The organism is Enterobacter sp. HG048 (genome assembly GCF_024702055.1).
GTDB lineage: Bacteria > Pseudomonadota > Gammaproteobacteria > Enterobacterales > Enterobacteriaceae > Enterobacter > Enterobacter dykesii.
This window is the reverse complement of record NZ_JANLIZ010000006.1, coordinates 52,529-74,628: the sequence shown is the minus strand read 5'-3', so window position 1 is coordinate 74,628 and position 22,100 is coordinate 52,529. Positions and strand designations below refer to the sequence as shown.

Genomic DNA, 22,100 nt, shown 5'->3' with positions numbered 1-22,100 from the left:
CTAGCGCAGATCGCTGACCGCAATATGGTCCATATCATCGAAGACCTGGTTTTCACCCACCATTCCCCAGATAAAGGTGTAGGCTTTCGTCCCTACGCCGGAGTGAATGGACCAGCTCGGTGAAATCACCGCCTGCTCGTTGTGCATCACGATATGGCGCGTTTCCTGCGGCTGTCCCATCATGTGGAACACGCAGGCGTCCTCATCCATATTGAAGTAGAAGTAGACTTCCATGCGGCGCTCGTGGGTATGGCACGGCATGGTGTTCCACAGGTTGCCCGGTGCCAGCTCGGTCAATCCCATGCTGAGCTGACAGGTCTCCAGCACGTCCGGCACGAAGTATTTATTGATGGTGCGGCGGTTGCTGGTGAGGTTGTCGCCCAGCGTCACGGGAGCAACGTCTGCGGTGGTCACTTTTTTGGTTGGGTAGGTGGAGTGAGCCGGCGCGCAGTTGTAGTAAAACTTCGCAGGCCTGCTGCCGTCGATGCTGGCAAAGTCTACGTCTTTCGCCCCTTTACCCACGTACAACGCCTCACGATGGCCAATCTCATAGCACTTTCCATCTACGGTGATGGTGCCCGGCCCGCCGATGTTAATCACCCCCAGCTCGCGACGCTCCAGGAAGTAGCTCACGCCCAGCTGTTTACCGACCTCACCGCCCACGGAGACGCTTTTCGTGACGGGCATAATCCCGCCCACAATAATGCGATCGATATGGCTGTAAACCATGGTGTACCTGTCGGCCTCGAATACCTGCTCGACTAAAAATGCATTGCGCAGCCCCTGAGTATCCAGCGTTTTGGCGTGCGCACTGTGGATGCTTTCTCTGACGTCCACGGTAACCTCCAGATGTGGTCATGCCCTAAGGCGGAAATAAACGAAACAGCGTTCCGTTTTTCATAATAAGCACATACTATCGGCATAAAGTGGGCTTTTCAATTATATTTAAAACAACGTTTCATTTTTATTTTTGTTTATAACGAAAATGATGTTCGGATCACATTTAAGCCGCAGGGAGAAAAAGAAGGCGAAAAAAAACCTCCCGAAGGAGGTCATTTTCAATAAGGAGAAGTTAGCGTTCGATGGCCAGCGCCACCCCTTGCCCGCCGCCTATACAGAGCGTGGCAATCCCTTTGCGGGCATTGCGCTTCTTCATTTCGTGGACCAGCGAAACCAGGATCCGGCAGCCGGACGCACCGATAGGATGACCCAGCGCGATCGCGCCGCCGTTAACGTTGACCCGCAGGGGATCCCACTCCAGCATTTTTCCGACGGAGATCGCCTGCGCGGCATAGGCTTCGTTCACTTCGATCAGATCCACATCCGAAAGCTGCCATCCCGCGCGCTCCAGACAGCGGCGGGTCGCGTAGACCGGTGCGATCCCCATTAACGCAGGATCAACCCCTACGCTGGCGAATGCTTTAATGCGGGCCAGGACGGGAAGATCGAGTTCAAGGGCTTTACTTTCGCTCATCATCATCACGGCGGCAGCGCCGTCGTTAATGGAAGAGGCATTTCCCGCCGTCACCGAGCCCTGCATTTCAAACGCGGGGTTCAGTCTCGCCAGGCCTTCGGCACTGGCGTCGGTGCGAGGCTGTTCATCGGTATCAACGAGGATACGCTCGCCGCTCTGACGCTGCGTGCTGACCGGGACAATTTCGTCGCGAAAACGACCGGAATCAATCGCCGCGCGCGCTTTTTGCTGCGAGCTTAGCGCATAGGCATCCTGCACCTCACGGCTGATGCCGTACTCGCGCGCCAGGTTTTCCGCCGTCACGCCCATATGATAGTCATTGAACGCATCCCACAGCCCGTCATGCACCAGGCTGTCGAGCAGCTGACTGTTGCCCAGCTGTGCGCCGGTCCGGCTGTCGGTCAACACGTGCGGCGCGCGGCTCATATTTTCCTGCCCGCCCGCGATGATCACATCCGCTTCACCACACTGAATGGCCTGCGTCGCGAGATGCAGCGCTTTTAATCCTGAACCGCAGACGTCGTTGATGGTGATGGCCGAAACGGTATTGGGCAGCCCGCCCTTCAGCGCCGCCTGACGCGCAGGGTTTTGCCCGGCACCGGCCGTGAGGACCTGTCCCAGGATCACCTCATCAACTTCATGTGCTGCAATCCCGCTGCGTTCCACCAGCGCTTTTACCACTACGCTGCCCAGGTCAACCGCCGAGTGACGCGCGAGCGATCCCTGAAAACAGCCGATAGCTGTACGCAACGCACCCACTATTACGACATCTTTCATCACGACCTCTGTGTTAAATGACATGACGATAGTAGAGGATTGTTACTGGCAATTATCTTAATTGTTTAAAAATAGTGAGTTTAATCACAAGGATCAGCGCGCATCCTGCAGATACTGCCGCAGCCAGCTTCCGGCAACGCCGGGAGGGGATCGTTTATTCCACAGCAGATCGATGCCGATCGCCCGCGGCCAGCCGGGAACATTGAGCTGTACCAGGGATTTCGCGGCGGCAAATTCATCCACCAGCGCGCACGGCAGCACGCACCAGCCAAATCCCTGTACCGCCATACTCAAGAGTAACAGGTAATTCGGCGCTGACCAGACGGGCCCGCGCGCGATCTCAGCCTCGCGCTCAAGATAGGTGCTGAGCCGCAGCTCCCGCCAGCCGTGCAGCTCGTCATGCTGAACGTCATGTTGTCCGGCCAGCGGATGCGTGGTCGCGACGTAGATCGCCATGCGGGTCTGCATCGGCAGGCGGATGACACCGATATCCGTAGGGTAACTGTCTCGCGCTTCCGTCAGGCCAATCTGCGCTCGCTCCTTTTGCAGCAGATCGATCACGTCCTCCTCCTCACCAATCAGACATTCGAATTCCGTATGGGGAAAACGCGCGTCAAACTGTTTCATCATCTCTTCCAGCACGTCCGGGTTGAGGGTATCGGAAAGGACAAACGTCAAACGCGCCTCCGTTTGCGCCGTTAGCGACACCGCCAGCTCATCCAGCCGCGTGCTGGCGGCCAGGATCGCCTGCACGTAGCCCAGCACCTGTTCTCCCTGCACCGTTAACACCGGCTGGCGCGCCGAGCGGTCAAACAGCTCGAAACCGAGATCGGCTTCAAGATTGGCAATGGACGTGCTGATCGTCGACTGGCTTTTACGCAGCCTTCGCGCGGCAGCAGAAAAAGAGCCCGCCGCAACGGTCTCGACAAACGCCTTAAGGGCTTCGGGTGAATAGCGCATAACCTATCTACTTTAGCGATGGATACCATCTTTAATATATCAGCTTTAGCGATAAAAATAGGCCACATCAACGCCCATACCGGCGAATTAATGAGGTCTATGACTATGCAACATCAGGATGCACTCCAACGTAAACTGCCGGAGCGGATCTTTCATGCTGTCTGTTTTGAAGGGATTGCGACGGCGATCCTCGCCCCTACGGCGGCGTGGCTCATGCAGCGTTCCGTGGTGGAGATGGGTTGGCTGACCATTATTCTGGCCACCACCGCCATGCTGTGGAACATTATTTATAACTTCGGCTTCGACCGTTTCTGGCCCGTTCAGCGCGTCAAACGTACCGCAAAAGTGCGTGCGCTGCATGCGCTGGGGTTCGAATGCGGGTTTATCGTGATTGGCGTGTCGATTGTCGCCGCCGTGCTGGGCGTTACCCTGCTTCAGGCATTCACGCTGGAAATAGGTTTCTTCCTGTTCTTCCTGCCGTACACCATGTTCTATAACTGGGCATACGATTGCCTTCGCGAGAAATTTCTTAAGCGTCGCCAGCAACGGCGCGCCCTGGCAGGCTAAATAGCCTCTGGCCGGACGCCCGTTCCGGCCAAACTCCTTCGAAGCAACTGCGCTCTCCGTGCATAACTATGGTAAATTGCACTCCATTCCGATGGTTTGATAGTTGATACGTTGCTCTAATGTCGAAAATTTGGTCAAAAGATGAGACTCTCTGGAGTTTCGCTCTCTACGGCACTGCCGTGGGTGCAGGGACGCTGTTTTTACCCATTCAGCTGGGATCCGCAGGCGCTATCGTCCTGTTTATTACCGCCCTCGTGGCCTACCCCTTAACCTACTGGCCGCATAAAGCGCTGGCGCAATTTATCCTGTCGTCGAAAACAAAAGGCAACGAAGGGATCACTGGCGCCGTTTCGCACTACTACGGCAGGAAGATTGGCAACCTGATCACCACGCTCTATTTCATCGCCTTCTTTGTGGTGGTGCAGATTTATGCGGTGGCCATCACCAACTCGTTAACCGAGCAGCTGGCGAAACACCTGACGGTGGATACCGCCGTTCGCGTGCTGGTCAGCCTGGGGGTGGTGCTGGTCCTGAATCTGATCTTCCTGATGGGGCGCCATATCACGATAAAAGTGATGGGCTTCCTGGTGTTTCCGCTGATTGCCTATTTTCTGTTTGTCTCGCTCTATCTGACCGTCAGCTGGCAACCCTCGCTGCTGACCAGCCAGATGGCGTTCGATCGCCATACGCTGCACCAGGTATGGATTTCGATTCCGGTGATGGTGTTTGCTTTCAGCCATACCCCGATTATCTCAACGTTTGCCGTTGACCGTCGCGAGAAGTTTGCCGACGGCGCCATGGATAAATGCAAGAAAATCATGAAGATGGCGTACCTGATCATCTGCCTGAGCGTGCTATTCTTTGTCTTCAGCTGCCTGCTCTCAATTCCGCCGTCGTATATTGTGGCCGCCAAAGAGCAAGGGGTAACGATCCTGTCCGCGCTGTCGATGATGCCTTCTTCACCGGCGTGGCTGGGCATTTCCGGGATTATCGTGGCGATTATTGCGATGTCGAAATCGTTCCTCGGCACCTATTTTGGAGTGATTGAAGGGGCGACGGAGATCGTGAAGTCGTCGCTCAATCAGATAGGCGTGAAAAAGAGCCGCGCCTTTAACCGCGCGATTTCCATTATGGGGGTGTCGTTAATCACCTTTGCCGTCTGCTGCATTAACCCGAACGCCATTTCGATGATTTACGCCATCAGCGGCCCGCTTATCGCCATGATCCTGTTTATCATGCCGACGCTGTCGACGTATCTGATCCCCTCCCTGAAACAGTACCGCTCGATTGGCAACCTGCTGACGCTGATCGTCGGCGTGCTATGCGTGTCGGTGATGTTTGTCGGCTAATCCCCTTTTCTGCCCGGTGCTCTGCCGGGCAGGCCATTGCTTACAGCGGAAAAGGCCTGTCCTGCACAACCGTTTTCATGACAAGCGTAGAGCGAAGGTGCTGCACGCCAGGCATGGCGGAGAGCTTCTCGTCATAGAGCTTCTGGAAAGCGGAGAGGTCGCGGGTCACGACGTGCATCAGATAATCGGGATCGCCAAACAGACGCTGTGCCAGCACGATCTGCGGAATTTCCTCCACCGCCGCTTCAAACGCGCTAACCGCCTTTCTGTCACCCTCCTTCAGCGTCGCAAACACTATCGCCAGGAAGTTGAATCCCATTTTGGCGGGGTCGAGGCTGGCACGGTATCCCGTTATCGCCCCGCTTTGCTCCAGCGCCCGCACGCGGCGATGGCACGGCGAGAGGCTCAGATTCACTCTTTCCGCCAGCTCGGTAAGGGATAAACGGCCATCAGACTGCAGCTCAGCAAGAATTTTTCGATCGATGCTATCCATGTGGAAGATTTTCTCATTTTCACGGTGTTATGAGCATAACATTGAAAGCCTATTTCGCAGGGTTAGCGATATTCTTTTTCTCAACTTTTGACGCACTGCGGGAGTCTTCAGGACGATGGAAATGAGTATTGTGGCCGGCTTTTGGGTGGTTTCTTTTCTGCTTATCATGACGCCGGGCGCCGACTGGGCCTACGCCATTAGCGCCGGGATTAACGGGCGACGCGTGGTACCGGCGGTGATGGGGTTAATGTCCGGGCATCTGTTAGCCACGCTGATTGTGGTGGCAGGCGTGGGCGTAGTGATTGCTCAACACCCGATGGCGTTAACCGGGCTGACCGTCGCGGGGGCCGCGTATCTCCTGTGGCTTGGCATAACGTTGCTGCGTCATCCGGCCGCCCCGGAAAAGGCCAGCCACCACGCGGGAAACTGGAAACAGTGGGCGGTGAAAGGGCTCTGCATTAGCGGCCTTAACCCGAAAGTTTTTTTGCTGTTTTTGGCGCTGCTTCCGCAGTTTACCGACCCGACCGGAAGCTGGTCGATAGCGATGCAGATGTCCGCGCTTGGCGTGATGCACCTTATCACCTGTACGCTGGTCTATATGCTGGTGGGGTATGGTTCGAAAGCGGTACTGGCGACCCGGCCACAGGCAGCGCGTCTGGTGAGCAGGGCGTCGGGAGGGATAATGGTGCTGATCGCGATGGTATTGCTGTTTGAGCAGGTAAGATAAAAAAACACCGGCCATCGCCGGTGTTATTTACGCCCGAATATCGTCATATTCCCGCGTTTTATCAAACTCATGCTTCGCGAACGGGCACAGCGGGATAATTTTGCGGTTCTCACCGCGCATCTTCTCCACCACTTTCGCCACCAGCTGTTTACCGACGCCCTGCCCTTTCAGGCTCTCATCCACGTCGGTGTGCTCGATAATGCTCAGGTGCTCGCCGGTCGGCACGAAGACAATCTCCGCAACCTGGTTGCCGTTCGCATCATTGACGTAAAACTTGTTATGGCCTTCCAGAATATCCATGGTTCCTCGCTTATTTTTGGCGATACTTCAGCGCACCGCTCGGGCAGGTATCAATTACGCGTACAACCGTTTCAACGTCCACTTCATCGGGAATGATCCACGGCTTACGTTTCAGATTAAACAGCTTAGCGCTGCCACGCACGCAGTTACCTGAGTGTTTGCAGATCCCGGTATTGAAGTAAACGTCAATTTTCTCGCCGGTATAGGCCCGGTAACCCGCATCCAGTAGTTCTTTATCCATGACATTGCCTCTGTAATTATTATCGTGCTGAATGAAGCATAGCCTTACGGGATCCTGATGGCTATATACCCGTCATACTTCAAGCTGCAGGTGCGTTGGCTGCACTCACTCACCCCAGTCACGTACTTATGTACGCTCCCGGGGATTCGTTCCCTTGCCGCCTTCCCGCAACTCGAATTATTTAGGGTATAACGCCGAAAACGAAAAGCCAGGTCACAACTCTTTTCTCGCCAGATTGCGTCCGCTATTGGCCCATGTCAGGCTCGGCAAATGTCACTTTTACATAACTTCCGCAGGTTGAATGAAACGCAGACTCTCTTTTCAGGTAAAGCTGTTTTTAGCGCTGGTGTGCTTCTCCTGCCTGCTGTTAGTTCTGCTGGGAACAATCCTGTTTCATTTTATTGACCGTCAGCTCCACCACGATCTCGGCCAGCGCGCCCGGGTTCAGGCCAGCCAGATCGCGCTGATGCCGGGTCTGGCGGCAATGGTTGCGGCCAGGGATATTCCGGGAATAGCCCGCTTAATTCAGCCGCTGCGCGCCGAAAGCGATGCCAGCTACATTGTGATTGGCGATACCGAGGAACAGCACCTCTATCATTCGGAATCCCCGGAGCGGATTAATTTACCGATGATCGGCGGGGATAATGCGGAGGTGTTAAAGGGCAAAACCATTATTTCCGTACGTCAGGGCGGAATTGGGGTTTCACTGCGCAGCAAAGCGCCGATTTTTAACGCGCAGCACCAGGTGATTGGCATTGTCTCGGTCGGCTATCTGACGTCGTATATTGCCAATATTAACGCCCGCATTCTCTGGCAGGCCGGGCTTTACGGCGCAGCGCTTCTGCTGCTGCTGTTTATTTTCTCCTGGCTGTTTACCCGCAATTTAAAAAAACAGATGTTCCGGCTGGAGCCGAAAGATATCGCTCAGCTGGTTTTGCAGCAGCGCGCACTATTAGAAGCCATGTACGAGGGCGTATTTGCCGTTAATGGCGAGAAGCAGCTGATTTTAATTAACCGCGCGGCACGCGAAATGCTGGATATTCGGCAAAGTGAGAAAGAGCTTATCGGTAAACCGCTGGAAGACATTCTGCAGACGGCGCCGGGCTTTTTATCCCAGCGCTACGCCTCGGTAAGCAGCGGCAGCCATGACCAGATTGCGGTGCTGAACCAGCGCGAGGTGATCGTCAACCGGGTAGCGATTGAGGTCGAACCGGGCGTTGAAAGCGGTTGGGTGTACAGCTTTCGCGACAAAAATGACATCAACACGCTCAGCAGCCAGCTCAGCCAGATCAAACGCTATGCGGATAACCTGCGCATTATGCGCCACGAACAGCTGAACTGGACCGCCACGCTGGTGGGGCTGCTGCAGATGAAGCACTATGACGAGGCGATCCGCTACATTCAGGTACAGTCAGAAGGCGCGCAGCGCGTGCTGGACTTTGTCTCAGCCCATTTTGTCTCCCCGGCGCTGTGCGGGCTGCTGCTCGGAAAATACGTCAGCGCGCGCGAAAAAGGCATCGAGCTGCTGTTTGACCCCGCCTGCCAGCTCACCCGCATGCCTGCCGCGCTGAGTGAAACGGAGCTGATGTCCATTATTGGTAACCTGCTGGACAACGCCGTGGAGGCGACCCTCAACGCCCCGGTTCACGCGCCGGTAGAGCTCTACATTTCTGATCGTAACCAGGAGCTGCTGATCGAGGTGGCTGACCGGGGCTGCGGGGTGGACGATGCGTTGAAGCCGCACATTTTCCGCCAGGGATTCAGCAGTAAGCCGAACAGCGAAAACGACATTGTGGGTACCGAGCACGGTATCGGCCTGTTCCTGGTGGCAGGATATATCGACAAGGTCGGCGGCAGCATTGAGATTGCCGACAACACCCCGCAGGGCACTATTTTTTCTGTGTTTATCCCGAATGGACAAAAGCATGACCCGACCACTTGACGTTGTGATCGTTGAAGATGAGCCGCACCTGGCGGAGCTGCATCGCGAGTATATTGAGCAGAATTTTCATTTGCGCGTGGTGGGCATCGCCGCGTCGATTGAGCAGGCATGCAGCCTGATTCGTCAGCATCAGCCGCGGCTGATCCTGCTGGACAACTATCTCCCGGACGGTAAAGGCGTGGAGCTCATCGATAATCCGCTGCTGAAAAGCTATGAATGCTCGGTGATCTTCATCACCGCCGCCAGCGATATGCAGACCTGCAGCCACGCCATGCGCAGCGGCGCGTTTGACTACCTGATTAAGCCCGTCTTTTTCCAGCGCCTGCACGCCTCGCTGGAACGGTTTATGCGCTTCATCCACACCGTGCAGCAGGTGAAGGTGGTCGACCAGCATGCGCTGGATCGCCTGTTTAATCTTCCCGCCGCGGAAGCCTCCATTACGCCGTCGACGAAGGGCATTGAACCCCAGACGCTGGAACGGATTAAATGCCTGTTCGCCGAGTATCCCGACACCGCGATGTCGGTTGAAGAGGTGGTGGAAAGCGTGGGGATCAGCAAAACCACGGGGCGTCGCTACCTTGAATACTGCGTGGAGAGCGGGTTAATCAGCATTGAAATGCTGTACGGCAATATTGGTCATCCGCGCAGGTTATACCGCAAAGCGCCCGATAAACCGTGATCCGTAACCGTTCGTTGGCTAACGTTCGCGGATTTTATGGTGTTAATTGCTGAAACGACGGCGACAATCACACTTCGGAATCATTGCCCGCTTCACCCTCTTGTGGGTGGAGCCCGATACGCTATGTTGACAATTAGTTCCTCAAATGTAACTAAAAGGTTAACTATAATGTCGAACACGTTCCGAATTTCTCTGCTTACCGCTACTGTATTGTTCTCTGCTTCTGCACTTTCTGCCCTGCCGCAGGGCTATCCTGCTGAGTATCAAAAAGTTGTTGATGCCGCAACGAAAGAGGGCAAGGTTGTTATTTACTCCACCACCGACATTAAGGCCGCCGGGCCGCTGATCCAGGGCTTCGAAAAAACCTACCCGGGCATTAAAGTTGAATATAACGACATGAACAGCACCGAGCTGTACAACCGTTTTATCAGCGAACAGGCCTCCGGTGGGGTGAGCGGCGACGTGGTCTGGAGCTCCTCTATGGACACCGGCCTGAAGCTCGCCACCGACTACGCCATGGAGTATAAATCGCCGGAGCAAAGCCAGCTGCCGAAATGGGCGGTCTGGAAAGATAAGGCTTATGGCACTACCTATGAGCCGGTGGTCTTCATCTACAACAAGCGCCTGATCCCGGCCGGCGACGTGCCGGATTCTCACGCCGCGCTGGCGAAGCTGATTGCCAGCCAGACGGATAAATTCAAGGGCAAAGTCACCACCTACGACATCGAAAAATCGGGTCTGGGCTTTATGCTCTCAGTTCAGGATCACAACGCCGATCCTAATTACTTCAAAACCCTGGCCGACGTCGCCAAAGGTGGCTTATCGGTGCAGTCCTCTACCGGCACCATGATGGAGCGCGTCTCCTCCGGTGAAAACCTGATCGGCTTCAACATCCTCGGTTCCTACGCGGAAGCGCGTGCGAAGAACGATCCGTCGCTCGGCATCTCCTATCCAAAAGATTACACCCTGGTGCTGTCGCGCGTGTCGTTCATCAGCCAGCAATCGCAAAACAGCAACGCCGCGAAGCTGTGGCTTGACTATGTGCTGTCTGAACAAGGGCAAAGTATTCTGGCCAGTCAGGCGGACATCCCCTCCATTCGTAACGATATCGAAGGGAAAAATGATATCGACGGCCTGACCAAAATCCTCGGCAACGCGCTGAAGCCAATTCCGGTTGATGAAACGCTGCTGGAATACCTGCAGCCGAAAAAACGCCTGGAGTACATCAAAGAGTGGCGTACCGCCGCCGGTAAATAAGCGTCTGAGCGCGGCGCAGGCCGCCGCGCTCCCTTATCGACTGAGTTCGTTTTTCTGGGCTGCAACACCAGGGATACCCCATGAATACATTACGCAGAAAGTGGCAAAGCCTGCCGCGAGGCATCGTCGTGCTGATAACCGCCCTGGTTATCTACACCCCGCTGTCGTTTATCGTGATACAGAGCTTCCTGTCCGCCCCGTTCTTTTCGCCGTCAAAAGAGTGGAGCTTTGAATCGTTTGAGTTTATTTTCACCGACCCTGATTTTTATAAAGCCCTGAAAAGCGGCTTTATTCTTGCTTTCGGGCTGGTCTTTATCTCCATACCGCTGGGCGGCGTGCTGGCGTTTCTGATGGTGCGTACCGACCTGCCCGGCCGCCGGCTGATTGAGCCGCTGATCCTGGTCCCGATTTTCGTTTCACCGATGGTGCTGGGCTTCGGCTACGTGGTGGCCGCCGGTCCGGTGGGCTTTCTCTCCCAGTGGGCTCAGGCGCTGATCGGCTTTGTGCCGTGGAATATCTACGACATGTCGAGCATTGTGGTCATCGCCGGCCTGACGCACGTCCCGCACGCCTATCTTTATATCTCGTCTGCGCTGCGCAGCGTGGGCTCCGATGTGGAAGAAGCCGCGCGCACAGCGGGCGCGTCGCCCTGGCAGGTAATGACCTCCGTCAGCCTGCCGATGGTGCGCCCGTCCATTCTGTACGCCACCGTGCTGCTGTTCTTCCTCGGGCTGGAAGTGTTCGGCCTGATGCTGGTCCTCGGCGACCCGGAAGGCAACATGGTGCTGGCGACCTATCTCTATAAGCTGACGAACAAGATGGGCACCCCATCCTATAACCTGATGGCGGCGGTTGCCGTGGTACTGATCTGCATCACCATCCCGCTGGTGATGCTCCAGCGTCGCCTGATGCGCACCGCCAACCGCTTCGTCACCATGAAGGGCAAAGCCTCGCAGGCCCGCGCGCTGCCGCTGGGTAAATGGCGCTGGGTGGCTGGCGGAGTGATTGCCTTCTGGCTCACCGTCACCATCGGCGTTCCGCTGCTCGGCGTGGTATTGCGCGCGTTTATCTCCAACTGGGGCGTGGGCGTTTCGCTGTGGGACGAGCTTTCTCTGAACACCTTCCGCACAATCTGGGCGCAGCCCAACCTGCTGCGCGCCATCGTCAACTCCATGGCGATTGGCGTCATTGGCGGCGCGCTGGCCGTGGTGTGCTACCTGTTTGTCGGCATTGCCATGCACCGCAAGCCGGACAACACCACGCGTTTTCTGGACTACAGCGTGCTGGTGCCTCGCGCCGTGCCTGGCCTGCTGGCGGGTCTGGCGTTCCTGTGGGTGTTCCTGTTCCTGCCGATGTGGCTCGATAACTCGCTGAAATCCGGCTGGCTTTCCGGGTTCGCCTGGACCGACTGGATGCGCGAAAACGTCATCGTCTGGCTGCGTTCGCTGCGCAGCACCATTTTCAGCGTCTGGCTGGCCTATACCGTGGTGTGGATGGCTTACGGGCTGAGGCTGATCTCTTCCACGCTGCTGCAGGTAGGGCCGGAGCTTGAAGAGGCGGCGCGCAGTACCGGGGCGACGCGCGGGCAGATCACCCGCCACGTCACCATTCCGCTTTCCCGCTACGGTCTGATCGGTTCGTGGCTGCTGATGTTCCTAATCTTTGAGCGCGAATATTCAACGGGTGTGTACCTGCTTTCACCCGGCACGGAAACCATCGGCTCGATGCTGGTTTCCCTCTGGGCCGCGGGTGCCATCGATATCGTGGCGGCGCTCTCTTTCATTAACATCCTGCTGGTCGTGGTAGGTCTGGGCATTGCCCTTCGTTTCGGAGTGAAAATACATGATTGAATTAGCGGTTGACGATCTGCACTTAACCTACGGCGACAATCCTGTTTTAAAAGGTGTCTCCATGAACCTGAAGCGCGGCGAAGTGGTCTCCCTGTTAGGCCCCTCCGGCAGCGGTAAAACCACCCTGCTGCGCGCCGTCGCGGGTCTGGAAAAACCGACCCAGGGGTCGATTGTTATTGGCAACAATAAGGTTTACGACGGCACGCCGCGCAGCGAGGTCCCGGCGGAAGAGCGTAACCTGGGGCTGGTATTCCAGTCCTATGCCCTGTGGCCGCACAAGACCGTGTTTGAGAACGTGGCCTATCCGCTCAAGCTGCGCAAAGTCCCGGCCAAAGAGATCCAGCAGCGCGTGCAGGACGTGCTGGACCAGCTTGGTCTGGGCCATCTTGGCAAACGTCACCCGCACCAGCTCTCCGGTGGGCAGCAGCAGCGCGTGGCGATTGGCCGGGCGCTGGTGTACAACCCGCCGGTGATTTTGCTGGACGAGCCGCTTTCCAACCTCGACGCCAAGCTGCGCGAAGAGGCCCGCGTGTTCCTGCGCGAGCTGATTATCAAGCTCGGGCTATCGGCGCTGATGGTGACGCACGACCAGAACGAAGCGATGTCGATTTCCGACCGCATCCTGCTGCTTAACAACGGCAAAATTGAGCAACAGGGCACGCCGCAGGAGATGTACGGCTCGCCGAAAACGCTGTTTACCGCCGAGTTTATGGGCAGCAACAATCGCCTGCACGGCAAAGTCACCGATGTGCGCGACGGCAAAGCGCGTATCGAAGGAAAAGGCTGGGTGCTGTGGGGTCAGGCCGGTGAAGGGGTGCAGAGCGGTGAAGAAGCCACGGCAGTGATACGCGTCGAGCGCGTGGCGGTGGTCGAGGGGCCAGGGGAAAATCAGCTTGAGCTGCCGCTGCTCACCAGCATGTATCTCGGCGACCGCTGGGAGTACCTGTTCCGCACGGTGGGAGATGATTTTGTCATTCGCGCGTATGGGCATGAGGTTCGGGATCCGCAGCACTGCCATCTTTCGCTGCCGGAGAAGCATGTGTGGGTGTTCCCGAAAGGGTGAATTTTAAAAGGCTGCGTAATGCAGCCTTTTTACATTAGAAAACAGGAACAGCGTACCAAAAATCCTCATTTTTTTAGATAGGGCAGAATCGTCTGCCGGGGCGGAGTAAATCTATAAATGACTTTGAGGTCTCTGTTAAACCCGTGGTGATTCAGGGGCGGTTTGCCCCCTTATTCTTTGGGATAAGAAAATTCAGCAGTGACTAAATGCGATTCTGATTTACCAGATTGGACGTCATACGCGAAGTTATACCGCTCTCCAGGTGCAAACTTAAATCCGAACACAGGAAGACACCCGCCCTTTTGAACATACACGGGCTTGTCATAAAAAATCTTGTGAAGAGAGTCGCTATTATCGCTGTTGATTTGGATAGCAGTGATCCGTTCCTGTGGCTCCAGTGGTGACACCACACAAACTTGATTATCTTTGATTAATGCCGTTGTAGATTCACGATCTACCATTCGATCACCAGGCCCAGGGCATCCCGTTAAGATGAATACAACACCCAGCAACATTTTGTTCTTCATGTTTAACGCCCCTTCCCTGTTACGATTTTCTGGTAAAGCGAAGGGACATCCTGCAACAAATCTACGCCCCTGTACATCCCCATGCGCCCTGGTCTCTGATAGTAAGACCACTTACTGACCCCATAAACCAGCAGTAACCAGTAATCAGCTAAAATAGAGGCTTGCTGTTCAAGAGAGTAATCAATGAGTTTTTCTTTATCCAGCCTGTAGGTATATTCAGCTGCCCAGCTAAAAGCTCCCCGCATTCTCACCCATTGCCCGTGTTGGTGTTGCCAGACATGCCCCAGCTCATGGATGAAAACATATTTATCTTCGATGAAAATCGAGTTTGCGGAAAAGTCTTCTCTGTACATCGACTTTCTGTACCATAACTCTCCGTTTGGAGTCATCGCGTAGTTTTGTTTTTGTAGTCCGAATGGTAAATAACTGTCGCAATGAATCCAGACACGGCTATAAACTATCGAATCACCGAACACCCTACGAGCCATTGCAATCTCGCCTAACGTCATCCGGCGTAATGTTCCTTCCTCTGCCTGTGCGCTCATTAATTGTCCTCCTTGTATGATTTATATCAGGGTATCCAGGGAGCATAAAACGCGCAACTAACAGATTTAGGACAATAGAAGTCATAAAGCCCCGTTGGTGATACAACAACAAGCGGAGCGTAGCGACTTCATCAGGTTGTCAGAGGGATCACACCTTATCAGGATAACCGTATACCCTTGCGGAGCGTGATTGAAACGCTGATAGAGCCTACATATCGTTTGTACCATACCTGTTTACATGGCTCATAAGGCCGCACGTCGGGCTTTAATGCATGTGATCAATCTGTCGATGACATAACGATGACTGGATGGGCTTTTTCTTCACGTTTTGCTATTGAGGTGTGAGGATGCAACTGCCGCCAACGCTGAGTTATACGGTCATCTCACCATGTAACTTAGCGTGACAGTTACCAAGGGCGGATCAGAATGGTAGAACCCATAGGTTACAAAAATAGGTAACTATTTCAGTTCCTGATAGAAAAGGCTTTAAATACTTGTTTACAAGCGGAAATTATGGAGCGGGCGAAGGGAATCGAACCCTCGTATAGAGCTTGGGAAGCTCTCGTTCTACCATTGAACTACGCCCGCTTTGAGGTGCGTAAGGCATTATAGACCTTACGCACCTTCATACAAGCCTATTCACAACTAACCGGCGATTAAATAATCACTTAGCACTTCGGTTTGCTGCCGGGCGCAGGAAGATAGCGCTGCGGGTCGATGGCCGTTGCCTTATAGCGAATCTGGAAGTGCAGCTTCACTGCGTCCGTACCGGTGCTGCCCATGGTGGCAATCTTCTGCCCGGCTTTGACGTTCTGCCCGTTGTTGACCAGCATCGTGTCGTTGTGCGCATAGGCCGTAATGTAGTCTTCACCATGCTTAATCATGATCAGGTTACCGTAGCCGCGCAGCTGGTTACCCACGTAAACCACCTTCCCGGCCCCGGAGGCATAAACCGGCGTACCGCGCGCAGCGGCGATATCAATACCCTTGTTGCCACCTTCAGAGAGCGAGTAAGGGGCGACCACTTTACCGCTGGCAGGCCAGATCCAGCAGCGCTGACCGACCGGCGGCCATGACGATTGCGGCACCTGATAGGACGGCGTCACTTTGGCGGTTTTGCCTTTCGAAGAGGATTTTTTGCCCGAGGACGAGCCGCCGCTAACCTTCAGCTTTTGCCCCACCTCGATGGTGTAGGGTGGTGAGAGATTATTCAGACGCGCCAGATCCTTCACGCTGGTCCCCGTTGCGCGCGAAATTCGATACAGGGTATCCCCGCGCTTAACGGTATAGACCGAACCGGAATAGCTACCCATATCCGAAGATTTGCTCCCTGAACAGCCCGCCAGCAATAGCGTCAGCGTCAGGCAAAAAATGGCGATGATGGGATTTCTCGTCAGGCTTCCTGCAAACAAAACAGATCCTCGGTCAGCGTGAATGGCGCACTATGATAACAGCCAAAACGAATATGGGTCATGCCCTTTTCCGCTCTACGCGCCAAACCGTTCGTATAAGAATGCAGTATAATGATCCGGCTGATGGTGCTGAACCACTCGGCATTTTGGCACTGGAGCATCAATGAGTATTCAAGAACACGTTATTTTGGTAAATGACCAGGGAAAGGTGATTGGCACTCAGGAAAAATATGCCGCGCACACGTTACATACCCCGCTGCATCTGGCGTTCTCTTCCTGGCTTTTTAACGCAAAAGGCGAGTGTCTGATCACCCGACGCGCCTTAAGCAAAAAGGCCTGGCCCGGCGTCTGGACCAACTCCGTCTGCGGGCACCCACAGTCCGGCGAAGAGACAGTCCAGGCGATAATCCGCCGCTGCCGCTTTGAAGTGGGCGCTGAGCTAGCCGATATCACCGCCGTCGCCCCTGAATTTCGCTATCGGGAAACCGACCCGTCGGGGATTGTGGAAAACGAAATTTGCCCTGTATTCGCCGCCCGCATCACCAATGACGTGACGATAAACGAAGATGAAGTGATGGACTATCAGTGGGTTGAGCTGGACGCGTTATTCCGCGCGCTGGACGCGACGCCCTGGGCCTTTAGCCCGTGGATGGTCATGGAAGCGACGACCGCCCGCGAAAAACTCAAAGCCTTCGCGGCGCAATAAAAAAGCCCCTTTCGGGGCTTTTTTGACAACTAAACGACTTATTTCACCGGGCGCATCGCCGGGAACAGGATCACGTCGCGGATGGTGTGGCTGTTGGTGAACAGCATCACCATACGGTCGATACCGATACCCAGACCAGCCGTTGGTGGCAGGCCGTGCTCCAGCGCGGTCACGTAGTCTTCGTCGAAGAACATCGCTTCGTCGTCGCCTGCCGCTTTCGCGTCAACCTGATCCTGGAAGCGCTGAGCCTGGTCTTCCGCATCGTTCAGCTCGCTAAAGCCGTTGCCGATTTCACGGCCGCCGATGAAGAATTCGAAGCGATCGGTGATTTCCGGGTTCTCGTCATTACGACGCGCCAGCGGAGAGACTTCAGCCGGGTATTCGGTGATGAAGGTCGGCTGAATCAGGTGCGCTTCGGCCACTTCTTCGAAGATCTCGGTCACGATACGGCCCAGACCCCAGCTCTTCTCAACCTTGATACCGATGCTTTCCGCGATCGCTTTCGCAGAGTCGAAGTTATCCAGATCCGCCATGTTGGTTTCCGGACGGTACTTCTTGATCGCTTCGCGCATGGTCAGTTTTTCGAACGGCTTGCCGAAGTCGAAGACTTCTTCACCGTAAGGAACCTGCGTGGTGCCCAGGATGTCCTGCGCCAGGGTACGGAACAGGGATTCGGTCAGCTCGATCAGATCTTTGTAATCTGCATACGCCATGTAGAGTTCCATCATGGTGAACTCTGGGTTATGACGAACGGAGATACCTTCGTTACGGAAGTTACGGTTGATTTCGAACACGCGGTCGAAACCACCGACCACCAGACGCTTCAGGTACAGTTCCGGCGCGATACGCAGGTACATGTCCAGGTCCAGGGCGTTGTGATGGGTGATGAACGGACGCGCAGACGCGCCGCCAGGGATCACCTGCATCATTGGGGTTTCCACTTCCATAAAGTCGCGGTTCACCATGAACTGGCGAATACCGGCCATGATCTGGGAGCGAATTTTGAAGGTCTTGCGGGATTCATCGTTAGAGATGAGATCCAGGTAGCGCTGACGGTAGCGCGCTTCCTGATCCTGCAGGCCGTGGAATTTGTCCGGCAGCGGGCGCAGGGCTTTGGTCAGCAGACGCAGCTCGGTGCAGTGGATAGACAGTTCACCGGTTTTGGTTTTGAACAGTTTACCTTTCGCGCCCAGAATATCGCCCAGGTCCCACTTCTTGAACTGCTCGTTGTAAATGCCTTCCGGCAGGTCGTCACGGGAAACGTACAGCTGAATACGGCCGCCCACGTCCTGCAAGGTCACGAAGGAGGCTTTGCCCATGATACGACGGGTCATCATGCGGCCAGCAACGGCCACTTCAACGTTCAGCGCTTCCAGCTCTTCGTTCTCTTTAGCGTCGAAGTCAGCGTGCAGTTGGTCTGAGGTGTGGTCACGACGAAAATCGTTCGGGAACGGCACGCCCTGCTCGCGCAGTGCTGCCAGCTTCTCACGGCGGGTTTTCAGTTCGTTGTTAAGATCGACTACCGCGTCAGCGCCCTGTGCTTGTTGTTCAGACATGTTGGTTCCTCATAACCCTGCTTTCAAACTTGCTTCGATAAATTGGTCCAGGCTGCCGTCCAGCACCGCCTGCGTGTTGCGGGTTTCAACCCCGGTACGCAGGTCTTTGATGCGGGAGTCATCAAGGACGTAAGAACGGATCTGGCTGCCCCAACCGATGTCGGACTTGTTGTCTTCCATCGCCTGTTTCTCAGCATTTTTCTTCTGCATCTCCAGCTCATAAAGCTTTGCTTTCATCTGCTTCATGGCCTGGTCTTTGTTCTTATGCTGGGAACGGTCGTTCTGGCACTGTGTTACCAGCCCGGTTGGAATGTGGGTAATACGCACCGCTGATTCCGTACGGTTAACGTGCTGACCACCCGCGCCGGATGCGCGATAAACATCGATACGCAGGTCCGCCGGGTTAATTTCGATATCAATATCTTCATCAACTTCCGGATAAACAAACGCGGAGCTGAAGGAGGTATGACGACGGCCACCGGAGTCGAACGGGCTCTTACGCACCAGGCGGTGAACGCCGGTTTCAGTACGCAGCCAGCCGTAGGCGTAATCGCCAATGATCTTGATGGTGACGGATTTCAGACCCGCAACTTCACCTTCAGACTCTTCGATGATTTCGGTTTTGAAGCCGCGCGCTTCTGCCCAGCGCAGGTACATACGCGTCAGCATGCTGGCCCAGTCCTGCGCTTCGGTGCCGCCAGAACCCGCCTGAATATCGAGATAGCAGTCAGCGCTGTCGTATTCGCCGGAGAACATACGGCGGAATTCCAGCTGCGCCAGCTTCTCTTCCAGCACGTCGAGTTCTGCCACGGCTTCGTTAAAGGTTTCTTCGTCGTCGGCTTCGACGGCCAGCTCCAGTAAACCGGAAACATCTTCCAGCCCCTGGGCCATTTGATCCAGCGTATCTACGATAGCTTCGAGAGAGGAACGCTCTTTACCCAGCGCCTGTGCGCGTTCAGGTTCGTTCCAGACGTCCGGCTGTTCCAGCTCGGCGTTTACTTCTTCAAGACGCTCTTTCTTGGCATCGTAGTCAAAGATACCCCCTAAGAACGTCAGAGCGCTCCGTGAGGTCCTGAATACGGTTTTTTACCGGATTAATTTCAAACATGGTCTGTTTTCTTTTATGGACTTGTCAAAATGCGGTGATAAGAGCGGGATTGTACCGAATCCACGCCCTTTTTTATAGAGATTACTGCCGCTAAATTGGCCAGATATTGTCGATGATGATCTGCAGGGTGCGGTTACCGCGAAACTCGTTGATGTCCAGTTTATACGCCAGCTCGACCTCGCGCACGCCGTTGTCCGGCCAGATGGAGGTATCGACGTTGAAGGCAATGCCGTCCAGAAGCGGTCCTCCGCCCACGGGCTCGACCATCACCTTCAGATGACGTTCGCCGACGATGCGCTGCTGCAGCAGACGGAAACGGCCGTCGAACAGCGGTTCCGGGAACATCTGCCCCCACGGGCCGGCATCGCGGAGCATTTGCGCCACGTCCATCGTCATCTCAAGCGGTGAAAGCTCACCATCGGACACCACTTCCCCCTGCAGCAGGGCCGGGTCAATCCAGTCGGTGACCAGTTCACCAAACAGCCGCTGGAATTCGTCGAATTTCGCCTCTTCCAGCGACAGGCCTGCCGCCATCGCATGGCCACCGAACTTGATCATCAGACCCGGGTACAGCGTATCGAGACGCTCCAGAGCATCGCGCATGTGCAACCCCTGAATTGAGCGGCCAGAGCCTTTCAGCGTGCCGTCGCCCGCGGGTGCGAAGGCGATCACCGGCCGGTGGAAGCGCTCTTTAATACGCGACGCCAGAATGCCGACCACGCCCTGATGCCACTCGGGATGGTACATCGCCAGGCCGCCAGGCAGCGTATCGCCGCTGCGTTCAAGTTTTTCGCACAGGGTCAGCGCTTCGGCCTGCATCCCCTGCTCAATCTCTTTGCGGGTCTGGTTCAGCGCGTCCAGCTCATTGGCCAGCACGCGCGCTTCACCGATGTTGTCGCACAGCAGCAGCGCCACGCCGACGGACATATCGTCCAGTCTTCCGGCTGCGTTAAGACGCGGGCCGAGGGCAAAGCCCAAATCGCTTGCCGCCAGCTTGAGCGGATCGCGGTTGGCAATCTCCAGCAGCGCCTTGATCCCCGGACGGCACTTGCCCGCGCGAATGCGGCTTAGGCCCTGCCAGGTCAAAATGCGGTTATTGGTATCAAGCGGTACCACGTCCGCGACGGTGCCCAGCGCCACCAGATCGAGATATTCCGCCAGGTTCGGTACGGCAATACCGCGAGAGTCGAACCAGCCCTTATCGCGCAGCAGGGTCCGTAACGCCAGCATCAGATAAAACGCCACGCCTACGCCCGCAAGGGATTTCGATGGGAAATCGCAGTCGCGCAGGTTGGGGTTAATAATCGCTTCCGCATCCGGCAGCGTTTCGCCCGGCAGGTGGTGATCGGTAACCAGTACCGGGATCCCCAGAGCGTGAGCATGATCGACGCCCGCATGGGAGGAGATCCCGTTATCGACGGTCATGATCATCTGCGCACCGCGGGCGTGGGCCTGATCGACCACTTCCGGGCTGAGGCCATAGCCGTCTTCAAAACGGTTAGGCACCAGATACGTGACGTTATCGCAGCCCAGCGCGCGCAGGCTGAGCACGCTCAGCGCGGTGCTGGTTGCGCCGTCGGCGTCGAAATCCCCTACCACCACAATCCGCGTTCCTTCACGCAGCGCGTTGTAGAGCATTTCGGTAGCTTTTTCGATACCGCTCAGCTGCTGCCAGGGCAGCATCCCTTTCACGCTGCGCTCAAGATCCTCAGCGCGACGCACGCCGCGGCTTGCGTAGAGGCGCTTAAGCAGCGCCGGGAGATCGTCTGGCAAATCAACCGGTTCAACCGCCTCGCGGCGGCGCAATTTTATCGGGGCTTTCACGCGGATTATTTACCACCAAACTGTTTCTGGTGCGCGTCGAGGAACTCTTTCATCTCTTTCGGTCCCTGATAGCCCGGAACAACATAGCCGTTGCTCAGGACAATCGCTGGCGTACCGCTCACGCCAAACTGCACGCCGAGCGCGTAGTGGTTAGCGATATCAATGTCGCAGGAGGCCGGCTTAACGCCTTTGCCGTTCATCGCGTCGTCAAACGCTTTGTTGCGGTCTTTCGCACACCAGATAGCCTTCATGTCCTGCTCGGGCTGGCTCTGCACGCCCGCGCGTGGGAAGGCCAGATAACGCACGGTAATGCCCAGCGCGTTATAGTCTTTCATCTCTTCATGCAGCTTGTGACAGTAGCCGCAGGTGATGTCGGTGAAGACGGTAATAACGTGTTTTTCCTGCGCCGCTTTATAGACGATCATCTCTTTTTCGAGCGCGTTCAGGTTTTTCATCAGCAGCTGGTTGGTGACGTTCACCGGCTGCGCGCCGCTCACGTCGTACATTGGCCCCTGAATAATATGTTTGCCGTCTTCGGTGACGTACAGCACGCCGCTGTTGGTCAGTACCGTTTTCATTCCGGCAACCGGTGCAGGCTGAATATCGCTACCGGTGACGCCAAGCTTAGCCAGCGACTGTTTGATGGCGGCATCGTCCGCATGGGCGAAACCGGTAAATGAGGCTGCCAGCAGGGTGAACAGCGCGAAAGACTTTTTCATATGTGATCCTGTTACAATTCGTCG

At 55.6% G+C, this 22,100-nt stretch carries 22 protein-coding genes and 1 tRNA gene; 9 read left to right on the top strand and 14 right to left on the bottom strand.

The features are described 5' to 3' along the window. From kduI to NUX24_RS09805, 3 genes are all read right to left on the bottom strand, one after another. Positions 1-837: a 5-dehydro-4-deoxy-D-glucuronate isomerase gene (kduI, locus tag NUX24_RS09815; RefSeq protein ID WP_126329686.1), complete on the bottom strand. Its 837-nt coding sequence runs from the start codon at positions 835-837 to the stop codon at positions 1-3. Positions 838-1,072: 235 nt separating this feature from the next. After that, on the bottom strand, positions 1,073-2,251 hold the full coding sequence (locus tag NUX24_RS09810; protein WP_047650218.1) for an acetyl-CoA C-acetyltransferase: 1,179 nt from the start codon (positions 2,249-2,251) through the stop codon (positions 1,073-1,075). Between the two features lie 93 nt (positions 2,252-2,344). Continuing rightward, positions 2,345-3,211 (bottom strand): LysR family transcriptional regulator, encoded by an 867-nt coding sequence (locus tag NUX24_RS09805; RefSeq protein ID WP_257831236.1) that lies wholly within the window; start codon positions 3,209-3,211, stop codon positions 2,345-2,347. A gap of 105 nt (positions 3,212-3,316) precedes the next feature. Between NUX24_RS09805 and NUX24_RS09800 the strand changes: the two genes are divergently transcribed. Both NUX24_RS09800 and NUX24_RS09795 read left to right on the top strand, forming a co-directional pair. After that, positions 3,317-3,778 carry a multidrug/biocide efflux PACE transporter gene (locus NUX24_RS09800; RefSeq protein ID WP_257831367.1) on the top strand — a complete coding sequence of 154 codons (462 nt, stop codon included), beginning with the start codon at positions 3,317-3,319 and terminating at the stop codon, positions 3,776-3,778. Positions 3,779-3,897: 119 nt separating this feature from the next. Then, positions 3,898-5,127, top strand: a complete 1,230-nt coding sequence (locus NUX24_RS09795) for an amino acid permease (RefSeq protein ID WP_257831234.1) — start codon at positions 3,898-3,900, stop codon at positions 5,125-5,127. Between the two features lie 40 nt (positions 5,128-5,167). Here the strand turns inward: NUX24_RS09795 and NUX24_RS09790 are convergent, their stop codons facing one another. Then, a complete protein-coding gene (locus tag NUX24_RS09790) occupies positions 5,168-5,620 on the bottom strand; it encodes an Lrp/AsnC family transcriptional regulator (protein ID WP_029742214.1) in 453 nt (150 codons plus the stop codon). A 115-nt stretch (positions 5,621-5,735) separates the two neighbouring features. Between NUX24_RS09790 and NUX24_RS09785 the strand changes: the two genes are divergently transcribed. Then, positions 5,736-6,347 carry a LysE family translocator gene (locus tag NUX24_RS09785; RefSeq protein ID WP_047650215.1) on the top strand — a complete coding sequence of 204 codons (612 nt, stop codon included), beginning with the start codon at positions 5,736-5,738 and terminating at the stop codon, positions 6,345-6,347. A gap of 27 nt (positions 6,348-6,374) precedes the next feature. Here the strand turns inward: NUX24_RS09785 and NUX24_RS09780 are convergent, their stop codons facing one another. Together NUX24_RS09780 and yjdI are read right to left on the bottom strand one after the other, a co-directional pair. Then, positions 6,375-6,647, bottom strand: coding sequence for a GNAT family N-acetyltransferase (locus NUX24_RS09780; protein WP_008499687.1), 273 nt, complete (start codon positions 6,645-6,647; stop codon positions 6,375-6,377). Between the two features lie 10 nt (positions 6,648-6,657). After that, positions 6,658-6,888, bottom strand: a complete 231-nt coding sequence (gene yjdI / locus NUX24_RS09775; RefSeq protein WP_008499689.1) for a 4Fe-4S mono-cluster protein YjdI — start codon at positions 6,886-6,888, stop codon at positions 6,658-6,660. A gap of 301 nt (positions 6,889-7,189) precedes the next feature. Here yjdI and NUX24_RS09770 point away from each other — a divergent pair, with 301 nt between their 5' ends. The 5 genes from NUX24_RS09770 (at position 7,190) to NUX24_RS09750 (ending at position 13,679) form a co-directional block, all read left to right on the top strand. Continuing rightward, a complete protein-coding gene (locus NUX24_RS09770) occupies positions 7,190-8,830 on the top strand; it encodes a sensor histidine kinase (RefSeq protein ID WP_126329692.1) in 1,641 nt (546 codons plus the stop codon). Continuing rightward, positions 8,814-9,509: a response regulator gene (locus NUX24_RS09765; RefSeq protein WP_047650212.1), complete on the top strand. Its 696-nt coding sequence runs from the start codon at positions 8,814-8,816 to the stop codon at positions 9,507-9,509. Before NUX24_RS09770 ends, NUX24_RS09765 begins: the two co-directional genes overlap by 17 nt. Before the next feature lie 168 nt (positions 9,510-9,677). Continuing rightward, a complete protein-coding gene (locus NUX24_RS09760; RefSeq protein WP_045355601.1) occupies positions 9,678-10,766 on the top strand; it encodes an ABC transporter substrate-binding protein in 1,089 nt (362 codons plus the stop codon). Between the two features lie 80 nt (positions 10,767-10,846). Beyond that, positions 10,847-12,616, top strand: a complete 1,770-nt coding sequence (locus NUX24_RS09755) for an iron ABC transporter permease (protein ID WP_023309073.1) — start codon at positions 10,847-10,849, stop codon at positions 12,614-12,616. Further along, positions 12,609-13,679, top strand: a complete 1,071-nt coding sequence (locus tag NUX24_RS09750) for an ABC transporter ATP-binding protein (RefSeq protein WP_126329695.1) — start codon at positions 12,609-12,611, stop codon at positions 13,677-13,679. Before NUX24_RS09755 ends, NUX24_RS09750 begins: the two co-directional genes overlap by 8 nt. A gap of 170 nt (positions 13,680-13,849) precedes the next feature. Here NUX24_RS09750 and NUX24_RS09745 read toward each other — a convergent pair whose 3' ends face one another. The 4 genes from NUX24_RS09745 to actS form a co-directional block, all read right to left on the bottom strand. Continuing rightward, the gene (locus NUX24_RS09745) at positions 13,850-14,206 is read right to left on the bottom strand and encodes a putative T6SS immunity periplasmic lipoprotein (RefSeq protein ID WP_126329697.1); all 357 of its coding nucleotides are present in this window, start codon (positions 14,204-14,206) and stop codon (positions 13,850-13,852) included. Positions 14,207-14,208: 2 nt separating this feature from the next. Then, positions 14,209-14,751 carry a type IV secretion protein Rhs gene (locus tag NUX24_RS09740; protein ID WP_126329699.1) on the bottom strand — a complete coding sequence of 181 codons (543 nt, stop codon included), beginning with the start codon at positions 14,749-14,751 and terminating at the stop codon, positions 14,209-14,211. Between the two features lie 514 nt (positions 14,752-15,265). Beyond that, positions 15,266-15,339 (bottom strand) — tRNA-Gly (locus tag NUX24_RS09735). 80 nt (positions 15,340-15,419) lie between these two features. Continuing rightward, complete coding sequence (gene actS / locus NUX24_RS09730) at positions 15,420-16,163, bottom strand: amidase activator ActS (RefSeq protein ID WP_047650206.1); 744 nt, start codon at positions 16,161-16,163, stop codon at positions 15,420-15,422. A 163-nt stretch (positions 16,164-16,326) separates the two neighbouring features. Here actS and idi point away from each other — a divergent pair, with 163 nt between their 5' ends. Continuing rightward, positions 16,327-16,869 (top strand): isopentenyl-diphosphate Delta-isomerase, encoded by a 543-nt coding sequence (idi, locus tag NUX24_RS09725; RefSeq protein ID WP_193805677.1) that lies wholly within the window; start codon positions 16,327-16,329, stop codon positions 16,867-16,869. Between the two features lie 38 nt (positions 16,870-16,907). Here the strand turns inward: idi and lysS are convergent, their stop codons facing one another. From lysS to dsbC, 4 genes are all read right to left on the bottom strand, one after another. Beyond that, complete coding sequence (gene lysS / locus NUX24_RS09720) at positions 16,908-18,425, bottom strand: lysine--tRNA ligase (RefSeq protein WP_023309094.1); 1,518 nt, start codon at positions 18,423-18,425, stop codon at positions 16,908-16,910. Positions 18,426-18,434: 9 nt separating this feature from the next. Beyond that, positions 18,435-19,533, bottom strand: a protein-coding gene (gene prfB / locus NUX24_RS09715; RefSeq protein WP_096151315.1) for a peptide chain release factor 2 whose coding sequence is annotated in 2 segments (ribosomal slippage) — positions 18,435-19,457 and positions 19,459-19,533 — 1,098 coding nt in all. Because the reading frame shifts where the segments join, the coding sequence is not laid out codon by codon here. 90 nt (positions 19,534-19,623) lie between these two features. Continuing rightward, positions 19,624-21,357 (bottom strand): single-stranded-DNA-specific exonuclease RecJ, encoded by a 1,734-nt coding sequence (gene recJ / locus NUX24_RS09710; RefSeq protein ID WP_045355605.1) that lies wholly within the window; start codon positions 21,355-21,357, stop codon positions 19,624-19,626. Positions 21,358-21,362: 5 nt separating this feature from the next. Beyond that, the gene (dsbC, locus tag NUX24_RS09705) at positions 21,363-22,076 is read right to left on the bottom strand and encodes a bifunctional protein-disulfide isomerase/oxidoreductase DsbC (RefSeq protein WP_029740340.1); all 714 of its coding nucleotides are present in this window, start codon (positions 22,074-22,076) and stop codon (positions 21,363-21,365) included. Between the last annotated feature and the right edge of the window lie 24 nt (positions 22,077-22,100).